A 10,686-nucleotide genomic window follows, 5' to 3' on the forward strand; every position below is an offset into this window, starting at 1 on the left:
CACACTGATCCCTTCCCGAACTCAGAGGTGAAACGCTGCTGCGGCGACGATAGTTTGGGGGTAGCCCCACGTGAAAATAGCTCGATGCCAGGTTTATTTTTTCATCCAACAATGCCTCCTCTATTTACTTAGAGGCGGTTTTTGTTTTTGGCACGCTTTTTTAGCGATGACTGCGGTGATTGAATCCATTGCTATTTATCCCACATTCCGCACTTGAATAATTAGTATGGAAAAACCGCATTTATAGCCCACCTTCCGCACCCCCTGGTGTCACAATCGGTAATTATGGCTAACGCCACGCTCCGCTATCGGATTTTTGAATACCTTGGAGGACAGTTTTTATACTGCAAACGGTTTATTGTTTAACTAAATATGAAACCCCTCTCAAAACCTCTCCCTGCAACGGGGAGAGGCTTTGAGACTGTTATTTGTATTATAAAAAAGTCCAAGTTTTAGCCGTTTTGAGTATATACAAAATTTGGGAAATTTCAGATAGCGATAGCGAAGCACTGCTGCAAGGACATATCTCCCATCGGAATAGATTCTGATATCTACTTAATTAATCATAATAGAATGTAGAGACCTTCCATGGAACGTCTCTACAAATTTTCTGCACCTGGATGTAAACCAAAAAAATCTCATAATTTTCACCTAATATATAAAATTAGAGCGAAAGACAAATCTAAACAAACAGACTCCATGCGTATTTCTCTAACCTGGTTAAAAGAACTTGTAGAAATCAAATTCACCCCAGAAGAACTGGCGGAAACCTTGACAATGGCAGGGTTTGAAGTAGAAGATATAGAAGACCGCCGCACTTGGGCAAATGGTGTAGTTGTGGGAAAAGTGCTAGAACGTCAACCCCACCCCAACGCAGATAAATTGAGCGTTTGTACCGTAGATATTGGGGCTGCTGAGACTGTAAATATCGTTTGCGGTGCTGCGAACGTCCGCGCAGATATCTATGTCCCCGTCGCCACCACAGGAACTTATTTACCCAACATTGATTTAAAAATCAAACCCGCAAAACTGCGTGGTGTTCCTTCCAATGGGATGATATGCTCTTTAAAAGAACTGGGTTTACCCACTGATATTGACGGTATTCATATCTTCCCTAAAGAAAACATGATGGTGGGTAGTGATGTTCGTCCCCTATTGGGTTTGGAAGATGTGATTTTAGATGTCACCGCTACTGCTAACCGGGCTGACGCTTTATCTATGGTGGGTATTGCCCGGGAAGTAGCAGCTTTAACTGGCGGAAAACTATCAATTCCCCCCATTGCAGAAGTAGAAAATACCAAGACTGGGAAAAGCATCACTTTAAAAATTTCTGAAATCCAAGCTTGTCCTGCTTATATTGGTACAGTTGTCGAAAACATCAAAATTGCGGCTTCTCCTGAATGGTTGCAACAACGTTTACGCGCTGCTGGAGTCAGACCAATTAATAATGTAGTTGATATCACTAACTATGTCTTATTAGAAAGAGGACAACCTCTTCACGCTTTCGATAAAGGGCGTTTACAATCTGTAGGTGGCGGCGAAAATTTAATCATTGGTGTGCGGTTTGCGGAAACTGGGGAAACTTTAAAAACCTTAGATGGAAATATTCGCAATTTATCAACCCAAAATTTATTAATTACTGCTAATAATCAAGCGGTGGCTTTAGCAGGTGTTATGGGTGGTGCAGAAACAGAAGTTCACGAAGGTACACAAAGTTTAGTTTTAGAAGCTGCGTTATTTGATTCTGTGGCTATTCGGCGTTCTTCTCGCAGTGCGGGGTTAAGAAGTGAGGCTTCTGGTAGATACGAAAGGGGCGTAAATCGTGCCGAATTAGAAATAGCTTGTCACCGTGCTTTATCCTTAATTAGTGAATTAGCCGCAGGGGTGATTGTTCAGCAAGAAATTTCCGATTATCGTCCAGATATTTCTACTTGGTCACATTCTATTAACCTGCGTTTAGATAAAGTTAATGAAGTGCTAGGTCCGATTGAATTAGGACAAGAAACAGGAGAATTACAAGGGTCAGATGTCGAAAAAATTCTCACGGCTTTAGGATGTAAATTAGCCAAAATTGATGACCGGAATTGGACAGTTACCGTACCTCCCTATCGTTACCGTGATTTAGAACGGGAAATTGATTTAATTGAAGAAATTGCCCGGTTATATGGTTATGATAAGTTCTGTGATACTCTACCGGAAAAATCCGAAGCTGGTTATCTATCTTTAGAACAAGAATTAATTCGCAGGTTACGCGCTTATCTCCGCGCTGAAGGTTTAACAGAATTAATTCATTATTCTTTGGTGAAACCAGGTGAAGATAAACAGATCATTTTAAGTAACCCTTTGTTTACTGAATATTCGGCTTTACGCACTGATTTGATTTCCGGTTTAATTACCGCTTTTCAATATAATATAGAGCAAGGAAATGGGGCATTAAACGGTTTTGAAATCGGGCGGATTTTCTGGCGCGAAGAAGAGGGTTTACAAGAAGCGGAAATCCTGGCTGGAATTATTGGTGGTGATATCACTGTCGGTAAATGGTCAAGAGGTGGTAAGGAAGAAGCGATTACTTGGTTTGAAGCCAAAGGCATTTTAGAAAGTGTCTTTAAACAACTAAAATTAGTGGTAGAATTTCAACCCGAAAATCGAGATTCTCGCTTACATCCTGGACGCACAGCTTCATTATGGGTAAAGAGTAGTAGACTGGGAACATTCGGACAGGTTCACCCCCAATTACGTCGAGAGAAGGATTTACCAGAAGCCGTTTATGTGTTTCAATTGGATTTAGATGCTCTGTTGGATGCCTGGGATCATGATGATTTGCTAGTTCCCAAATTCAGTTCCTATTCTAACTATCCAGCTAGTGACAGAGATTTGGCGTTTTTTGCCCCTGTGAAAGTGACGGTTTCCGAATTGGAAAAAGTTATTAATAAAGCTGGGAAAGGGTTGTTAAATTCTGTAGAATTGTTTGATGAATATCGGGGTGAAAACGTCCCCACAGGACAACGCAGTTTAGCCTTTCGGTTAGTATATCGTGCGAGCGATCGCACTCTCACTGAAAATGAAATTGAACCAGTTCATAATCAAGTGCGGACAGCCTTAGTGGAAAAATTTGGTGTGAATTTGAGAAGTTAATCGAAACAGTCGGTTAAAACCGACTTTTGCTATGAGACAGGGAATTTATTCCCTGGCTTTATCAATTATCACTAAACTAAACCGTCAAAAACTTTTGAATCACATCTTGACTAAGTTCCTGAGTTAGACCGGAAGCAACAATCCCCCCTTTTTGCATAGCATAATAGTAATCTGCCTGACGGACAAAATGCAAGTGCTGTTCTACCAATAAGACGGAAATCCCTGTGGTTTCAATAATCTGACGGACTGCGGCTTCAATTTCCAAAATGATTGAGGGTTGAATACCTTCCGTCGGTTCGTCTAATACGAGTAGTTGTGGTTTTCCCATTAAAGCACGAGCGATCGCTAATTGTTGCTGTTGTCCACCACTTAGATCTCCACCCATACGAGAAAGCATAGTTTTTAACACTGGAAATAGGCTAAAAATTTCTGGAGGAATTTCTGGTTTTTTGACTGGTTTTTGTCTAGCTTCTAATCCCAAAAGCAGATTTTCTTTAACTGTTAATCGCGGGATAATTTCCCTTCCCTGACTCACATAACCAATACCCATTTTCGCCCTTTCATAAGTTGGTTTACTGTTAATTATCTCCCCTGCAAAATTAATAATTCCGCTGCTGGGTTTGAGTAAGCCAATAATTGTTTTTAGCATGGTTGTTTTCCCCACCCCATTGCGGCCAATTAAACATACCATCTGTCCTGGTAATACAGTCAAATCTACATTTCTGATAATATGACTTTCACCATAATGAACGTTAAGATTAGAAATTTTTAGCATTATAAAATTAACCTGATTAACTATTTTAATTTTTCCTAACTTTACCCTACCCTGATAAAGGGGAGGGGACAGGATTCTTGTTTCCCAGCTTTACAAGGGGGGACTAAGGGGGGTGTGATTATCTTCCTGTTTTCCTAAATATACTTCAATAACGCGGGGGTCATTTCTGACTTTCTCAAAATCACCTTCACACAATACTGAACCTTCATGTAATACTGTCACTTTCTTAGCAATTTGTCGCACAAATTCCATATCATGTTCAATGACTAGAATTGAATGACTTTCCGCTAATGTTAATAACAAATTACCGATATTATAGGTTTCTTCATCTGTTAAACCAGCCACTGGTTCATCAACAAGTAATAAATCAGGAGATTGTGCTACTAACATTCCAATCTCCAAACGTTGCTTTTCTCCGTGGGACAATAAAGCCGCTGGAATATTTGCTTTTGCAGTTAAACCAATTGTTGCTAATAAGCCTTTCAGACTATTTTTTTCCGCATAATTGATAGAACGAAACAAGGTAGAAAAGACATTTTTATGACGATTACTAGTGATTTCTAAATTCTCGAAAGGTGTTAAATTAAGATATATGCGTGGAGTTTGAAATTTGCGCCCAATTCCCAGCCGTGCAATTTGATGTTCAGCTAAAGAACGTAAATTTTTACCCTTAAATAATACTTTTCCTATAGTTGGTTGCACCTTACCCGTAATCACATCCAAAAAGGTAGTTTTTCCCGCCCCATTTGGACCTATTACTACCCGCAATTCACCAACATTCATGCTGAAATTTAGGCGATTTAATGCTTTGAAACCGTCAAAACTAACGGTGACATCTTCAGTTTCTAAGATTTTGGCGTTCATGTTTCACCTCCATATCTTCTTCTAAACTAGGATAGGTATCAGAAAGTTTTAATTGCTGACGTTTCCCAAAAGGAATATTTTGTTGATTTAACCATCCCATTATGCCATCAGGAAGCAGAATGACGATAATTAATAATAGTATACCCTGAAAAAATAGCCATATTTCCGCGAATTGTTCACTTAAAAAAGTCCGGGCATAATTAACTAATAAAGTGCCAATAACTGCCCCGATTAATGTCCCTCTTCCCCCCACAGCCACCCAAATCACCATTTCAATAGAAAAGCCAATATCCATGGATCTAGGGGATACAGAACCACTTTGAACGGTGTAAAATGCCCCAGCTATACCAGCAATTGCTCCCGAAACAGCAAATACTAAGACTTTAAAATCTGTGGGGTCGTAACCAGAAAATCTCACCCGACTTTCATCATCACGAATAGCTATTAATAATCTGCCAAAACGTCCACTAGTTAACCAGCGACAAAGCCCATAAGTAGCTGCCAAAAATACCACCGTCAAGACGTAAAAAACAAATTGAGTTTTGCTATCACTAACTATAGCACCACTGCCATTGACTCCCCAAGACAAAGGCGGAAAAGTGGTAAAATCTATCAACCCATTTGTGCCATTAAAAAATTGTTGTTGTCCATTAAAAAAATTGAAAAATACAATAATTGCAGCTTGAGTCAAAATCGAAAAATAAACGCCCTTAATGCGATTACGAAAGACTAAATATCCCAGTAATCCTGCTAACAAACCCGGAATCATCACCACAGCAGCCATAGACAGGGGAAAAGAAGAAAAAGGCCGCCAAAATCCAGGAAGTTCCATAACACCATAAAGGGACATAAAATCCGGTAACTCCCCCGTGGGGACTTGCAATTTTAGGTACATAGCGATCGCATATCCACCCAAACCGAAGAAAATCCCATGTCCCAAACTCAATAAACCAGCATAACCCCAAATTAAATCAATTCCTAAAGCCACAATAGCCAGAGACAAAAATCGTCCCAATAAATTCAGACGAAAATCTGAAAGTAACACCGGCATCATCAAAATCAAAATTAAAGCGATCGCACAAACGACCCCAACTTCAACTAATATTAAACTCCGCCCCTTTTTAATTTTTATCATTCCTGCTTTATCCATTTTCTCAAATCCACGTTTATCTGCGGTTAATTTCCCATGACTTAAACATCAACATGACGACCCTTTTGAGGAAAAATTCCGCCAGGTTTCCACTGTAAAAACACAATAATTAACGCAAAAACCATCACCTTAGCCATACTTGTAGTTGCAAAAAAACTAAATAAATCAGCCAAAGGCTTAACCGCACCCAATAACAAAGCCAAAGTTCCCGAACCAATTAAATAATTAATTGTCCCCATTCCCAAAGCTGCCAAAATCGTACCAGCTAAATTACCCACACCACCGACAACCACCACCATAAAGGTGTCAATAATGTAATTTTGTCCAGTATTTGGTCCGACAGAACCGAGTAAACTAATTGCACATCCAGCCACACCAGCTAACCCTGAACCCAGCGCGAAAGTAATTGCATCAACTTTTTGAGTGGGAATACCCAAACAAGCGCTCATACTGCGATTTTGAGTAACAGCCCTAATTCTTAATCCCCAATGAGAACGTTGCAAAAATAGATAAATTCCCCCCACACAAATAATCGTCAAAACAATAATAAATAACCGGGCATAAGGTAATTGTACACCAGCTAAAGATACACCAGCTTGTAACCAACTAGGGGCTGTAACATCCACATTTTGAGCGCCAAACCAAGGTAAAGTTACCGCTTGCTGATAGGTTTTACTCAATAAATTACAAATTGTGATTGTCAATCCTAGTGACAAAAATAGTAAAACTCCCACAACCCAGTTACGAATTTTCTGTAAATTATTCCGAGAATTTAAAATCCATAAACCCCCAAAAAACAAAACAGAAAACAAAACCATCCCCATGACTAATAATAAATTCACACTGCGGACAAACTGCTGAAAAATTAAACTTACTCCCCAGGTTGCTAACAGAGTTTCTAAAGGTCGTCCATAGAGATAACGAATTACACTTTTTTCCAAAATTAATCCCACACCAGCAGTGAAAATAAAAGCGATAATCAAAGCCAAAAAGATATAAACTTCAAACCAAACCCCACCCAATTGCTTACAAACATTTTGCACCACAAAAGTTGTATAAGCACCAAACATCATTAGCTCACCATGAGCCATATTAATGACACCCATTAAGCCAAATATGATCGCTAATCCTAGCGCAGCAATTAATAAAACAGCACCAATACTAATACCATTAAAGACAGCTTCCAAAAAACCTGTTAACATTTTCTCCCCGCAATTATCAATTTATTCTTAATAGTCAGTTGTCAGTTATTAGTTATTTTTTAGTTATTTTCACATCACAAAATTGCCACTAAACAAAGTACAAATATGAATAGTAAAACTCTTGTCGGGTGGGAATCTTGCCTGCCCATACATACCTCATCGAGATGCAATTTGTTGTATCACTAAATACTGACAACTGACCACCAAATTAACCTTTCTTGTATTTACCACCTTTTGCAGGATCTGACCAATCACAGGCAAATCCCTTAGTCTCTTTCACAAATTGATTCCAAGGAACTGGTTCAACTGGTGCGGGAGTAGCATAAACAATGTCAAATAGGCCATCCTGTCTGACTTGACCAATCCGCACAATTTTTGATATGTGATGATTAGCATTAACAGTCACCTTTCCTTCAGGTGCATCTATAGTTTGACCATAGGCCGCAGCCCGGACTTTTGCTAAGTCAGTTGTAGTTGCCTTTTCTACCGCTTGTTTCCATAAATACACGGCGATATAGGCCGCTTCCATTGGGTCATTTGTTACCCTATCTTCACCGTATTCTTTCTTGAAAGCCGCCACAAATTTCTTGTTCGCAGGTGTGTCTACTGTTTGAAAATAGTTCCAAGCAGCATAATGTCCTTTTAGATACTCCACACCAATGGCTTTAACTTCCTCTTCCGCAATACTCACAGACATGGAAGGATACTTCTCTGGTGTCAATCCCGCTCCTTTCAACTGTTTGAAGAAAGCAACATTACTATCACCATTAAGAGTATTATAAATTACACCACCATTGGGTAAAACCTGCTTGATTTTTGTGATAATAGCTGTTACTTCCGTATTACCCAAGGGCAAGTAATCTTCCCCAACAGTTTTCCCACCTAAAGCCTCTAATTGAGCCTTAATAATGTTATTAGCAGTGCGGGGGAAAACATAGTCAGAACCTACTAAAAAGAACTCTTTACCTTTATTCTTCAACAACCAATCAACAGAAGGTTCAATTTGTTGATTTGGGGCTGCACCAGTGTAAAAAATGTTTTTAGAACATTCTTGACCTTCATACTGCACAGGATACCAGAGCATATGATCCTTGCTCTCGAAAACTGGCTTCACATTTTTGCGACTAGCAGAAGTCCAACACCCGAAAACCACAGCTACTTGATCCTGGTCAATCAATTTGGTAGCTTTTTCTCTAAATGTATCCCAATTGGAAGCGCCATCTTCAACAACTGCTTCAATTTGTTTACCTAAAACACCCCCAGCAGCGTTAATTTCCTTAATTGCTAGTTTTTCCGCATCTACCACACTTTTCTCACTGATAGCCATTGTGCCACTGAGAGAATGTAAAATACCTACCTTGATAGTTTTACCAGTAGTACCAGCTACGGGAGATATAGTGGTGGATGCTGCTGGACTATTCGCAGTATTTGGAGAGTTATTAGCACAAGCTTTTAAAAAAATGCTACTACCAATACCCGCTGCACCATAAAGCAGAAACTTACGTCGGTTAAATTGTCTACCCATATTTTTGATTAGTTATCTTTTTAAACTGAGATATTAGTTCTATATTTAATTATTAAACTGTGATTTGTTATACAAAATTGTAATTTATTTTAATAAAAATCTACCTCAAGATAGATGAAAAATATAATTTCTTTCTCATCGGGACTGGTATAATAACAACACACCTAACCCCCTCCCTGCCAGCAATGAGCAAGTTAGGATCTACTTCATATAACTATAAATGTATGTATATTTTTTAGCATTATAATGAGTACAATTAAGTATGTAGGCATATTAGTGAAATTAAAAACTTGATCATCAATCTCTATCTTAAAAAACCTGATGTTGCTATATTTTTTAATTAGTATCAATAATCAAATCAGAAATTATGACAAAATACATCTTATGGGGAAGCTATTGTGAAGACGTTCTTACCAAACGCGAACCCTATCGTCAAGACCATTTAGCCGGATTAGCACAACAGAAAGAATCTGGAATTTTAATTACCATTGGTCCAACAAAAGATGTAACTCAAGTTTTTGCTATCTACGAAGCTGAAGACGAAAACACCGTTCGTCAATTAGTAGAATCAGATCCCTATTGGCAAAACGGCATTTGGACAGAGTATTCTGTTAAAGAATGGATTCAGGCTTTTTAGCCCCTTGACACAACTTTTCACGAAAATAATTAATTCGTAATGGGTAATTACGAATTAATTATCCCTTCAGTGCCTTTTGGAAATTGCGACGATAGGATGAATTAGCTAAAAACAAAGCAGGCCATAGCACAGCTAAACCGATACGATTAGGTAAAGTTTGATTAAAATTAGTCCTACCAAATCCAGTCCAAAATTTCCACACACCACCGATATAAACCACGATGATTCCGAAAACAAGTAAATTCATAATTACCATCAACTCCCTTAATAACTGACATAATTTTATCCTAGCCCAACCATAGGACGCGCTACAAAGGCAATCAATCAGATAATTGCCTGGGAATAACTAAGCGGAATTTGGGCGCACTAATACTTTACTGGCGTTGAGTGGCGATCGCTAATTTTGCCCCTTTCACCTGATGTACCTGATCCATTACTTTCACTACCTGTCCGTATGGCGTGACTATTTGATGCGGCACACGCTCAATTTGCCCGGTGATCTAAAAAGCCACTATTGATGAAATAGGAAAAATAAATATCTAGTAGTTTTTGATCAATCGTCGGCAAAACAATATCTGCGTTTGCTAATTTTTGGTAGGTATTCTGACAGTCGAACTCTGGTTCAGGAACAGACTCAAGGGAATTTTCTGTATACAGCGGTATCAGTGGCTGGAGCTCCTTTGAGATAATTCTAAAACCCACTCTTGCCAATATGGTGTTGGTAGATTCACAACCGTCACATTTTCTGCTGCTAAAAATTGGGCGAACTCTGCAAAAGAAGTAAACATCTGAGCCGGTCGCATTACCAAAGTTGCACCACTTAAGCAAGTGGGGAAAAGTTCTTCAGCCGCAACATCAAAGCTAAAAGAAGCAAATTGGAGAACTCGGTCATGGCTGGTAATACGATATTCTGCAATCGTAGCTTTGCCGTGGTTAACTAAACTCTGATGAGGAATCATTACCCCTTTAGGCTTGCCAGTAGAACCAGATGTATAAATTACATAAGCCAAGTTTTCTGGTGTTACATCACTAACTGGATTTTCTTGACTTTGAGCAGAAATAACTTGCAAGTCTGCATCTATTGAGATAATTTTTGCTTCCAGTTCTGGCAAAAACTCCAGGAATTTTACCGTAGGGGCGGGGTCTCCCCGCCCTCCTCCTCGCCTAAAGTATCTGCCAAACGCTCTTGTGGATAGTTGGGGTCTAGAGGCAGATATGCACCACCTGCTTTGAGGATTGCCAACATACTCACGATTATTTGGAGCGATCGCTCAGGTATCGGACAATTAGAAAAATCAGCAAACCTTCCACAGCACAATGCAATCTGGAACATTACACTCTGTTTTTGCTATCAGAGCCAAAGCATGGAGGATGTTGTAGATTAGCAGAGATATTAGA

General features: G+C 39.2%; 9 protein-coding genes and 1 pseudogene. 2 read left to right on the top strand and 8 right to left on the bottom strand.

Features of this window, described 5'->3' with window-relative positions; genetic code table 11:
- Positions 1 to 699: 699 nt before the first annotated feature.
- Positions 700 to 3,135: a phenylalanine--tRNA ligase subunit beta gene (pheT, locus tag IQ226_RS23150; protein ID WP_193899319.1), complete on the top strand. Its 2,436-nt coding sequence runs from the start codon at positions 700 to 702 to the stop codon at positions 3,133 to 3,135.
- A gap of 76 nt (positions 3,136 to 3,211) precedes the next feature.
- Here pheT and urtE read toward each other — a convergent pair whose 3' ends face one another.
- From urtE to urtA, 5 genes are all read right to left on the bottom strand, one after another.
- Positions 3,212 to 3,910, bottom strand: a complete 699-nt coding sequence (gene urtE, locus IQ226_RS23155) for an urea ABC transporter ATP-binding subunit UrtE (RefSeq protein WP_193899308.1) — start codon at positions 3,908 to 3,910, stop codon at positions 3,212 to 3,214.
- A 90-nt stretch (positions 3,911 to 4,000) separates the two neighbouring features.
- The gene (gene urtD / locus IQ226_RS23160) at positions 4,001 to 4,774 is read right to left on the bottom strand and encodes an urea ABC transporter ATP-binding protein UrtD (RefSeq protein WP_193899311.1); all 774 of its coding nucleotides are present in this window, start codon (positions 4,772 to 4,774) and stop codon (positions 4,001 to 4,003) included.
- Positions 4,749 to 5,909 (bottom strand): urea ABC transporter permease subunit UrtC, encoded by a 1,161-nt coding sequence (urtC, locus tag IQ226_RS23165; protein ID WP_193899312.1) that lies wholly within the window; start codon positions 5,907 to 5,909, stop codon positions 4,749 to 4,751. Before urtC ends, urtD begins: the two co-directional genes overlap by 26 nt.
- Positions 5,910 to 5,965: 56 nt before the next feature.
- Positions 5,966 to 7,126 (bottom strand): branched-chain amino acid ABC transporter permease, encoded by a 1,161-nt coding sequence (locus IQ226_RS23170; protein ID WP_193899313.1) that lies wholly within the window; start codon positions 7,124 to 7,126, stop codon positions 5,966 to 5,968.
- A gap of 208 nt (positions 7,127 to 7,334) precedes the next feature.
- A complete protein-coding gene (urtA, locus tag IQ226_RS23175) occupies positions 7,335 to 8,651 on the bottom strand; it encodes an urea ABC transporter substrate-binding protein (protein ID WP_193899314.1) in 1,317 nt (438 codons plus the stop codon).
- A gap of 367 nt (positions 8,652 to 9,018) precedes the next feature.
- On the opposite strand from urtA, the gene IQ226_RS23180 reads away from it, so the two are divergent.
- The gene (locus IQ226_RS23180; RefSeq protein ID WP_193899315.1) at positions 9,019 to 9,288 is read left to right on the top strand and encodes a YciI family protein; all 270 of its coding nucleotides are present in this window, start codon (positions 9,019 to 9,021) and stop codon (positions 9,286 to 9,288) included.
- 58 nt (positions 9,289 to 9,346) lie between these two features.
- On the opposite strand, the gene IQ226_RS23185 is transcribed toward IQ226_RS23180, so the two are convergent.
- The 3 genes and pseudogenes from IQ226_RS23185 to IQ226_RS26075 form a co-directional block, all read right to left on the bottom strand.
- On the bottom strand, positions 9,347 to 9,535 hold the full coding sequence (locus tag IQ226_RS23185; RefSeq protein WP_193899316.1) for a hypothetical protein: 189 nt from the start codon (positions 9,533 to 9,535) through the stop codon (positions 9,347 to 9,349).
- Positions 9,536 to 9,950: 415 nt separating this feature from the next.
- Positions 9,951 to 10,319: pseudogene (locus IQ226_RS23195) on the bottom strand (AMP-binding protein); the annotation flags it as partial.
- A 95-nt stretch (positions 10,320 to 10,414) separates the two neighbouring features.
- Positions 10,415 to 10,621 (bottom strand): AMP-binding protein, encoded by a 207-nt coding sequence (locus tag IQ226_RS26075; RefSeq protein WP_193899318.1) that lies wholly within the window; start codon positions 10,619 to 10,621, stop codon positions 10,415 to 10,417.
- Positions 10,622 to 10,686 lie beyond the last annotated feature (65 nt).

This window comes from Dolichospermum sp. LEGE 00240, from assembly GCF_015207875.1.
Taxonomy (GTDB): domain Bacteria; phylum Cyanobacteriota; class Cyanobacteriia; order Cyanobacteriales; family Nostocaceae; genus Dolichospermum; species Dolichospermum gracile.

Bases quoted from the DNA above. Each gene is read 5' to 3' on its own strand.
- pheT (WP_193899319.1), top strand. From the start codon at position 700: ATGCGTATTTCTCTAACCTGGTTAAAAGAACTTGTAGAAATCAAATTC.
- urtE (WP_193899308.1), bottom strand. From the start codon at position 3,910: ATGCTAAAAATTTCTAATCTTAACGTTCATTATGGTGAAAGTCATATT.
- urtD (WP_193899311.1), bottom strand. From the start codon at position 4,774: ATGAACGCCAAAATCTTAGAAACTGAAGATGTCACCGTTAGTTTTGAC.
- urtC (WP_193899312.1), bottom strand. From the start codon at position 5,909: ATGATAAAAATTAAAAAGGGGCGGAGTTTAATATTAGTTGAAGTTGGG.
- IQ226_RS23170 (WP_193899313.1), bottom strand. From the start codon at position 7,126: ATGTTAACAGGTTTTTTGGAAGCTGTCTTTAATGGTATTAGTATTGGT.
- urtA (WP_193899314.1), bottom strand. From the start codon at position 8,651: ATGGGTAGACAATTTAACCGACGTAAGTTTCTGCTTTATGGTGCAGCG.
- IQ226_RS23180 (WP_193899315.1), top strand. From the start codon at position 9,019: ATGACAAAATACATCTTATGGGGAAGCTATTGTGAAGACGTTCTTACC.
- IQ226_RS23185 (WP_193899316.1), bottom strand. From the start codon at position 9,535: ATGAATTTACTTGTTTTCGGAATCATCGTGGTTTATATCGGTGGTGTG.
- IQ226_RS26075 (WP_193899318.1), bottom strand. From the start codon at position 10,621: ATGTTCCAGATTGCATTGTGCTGTGGAAGGTTTGCTGATTTTTCTAAT.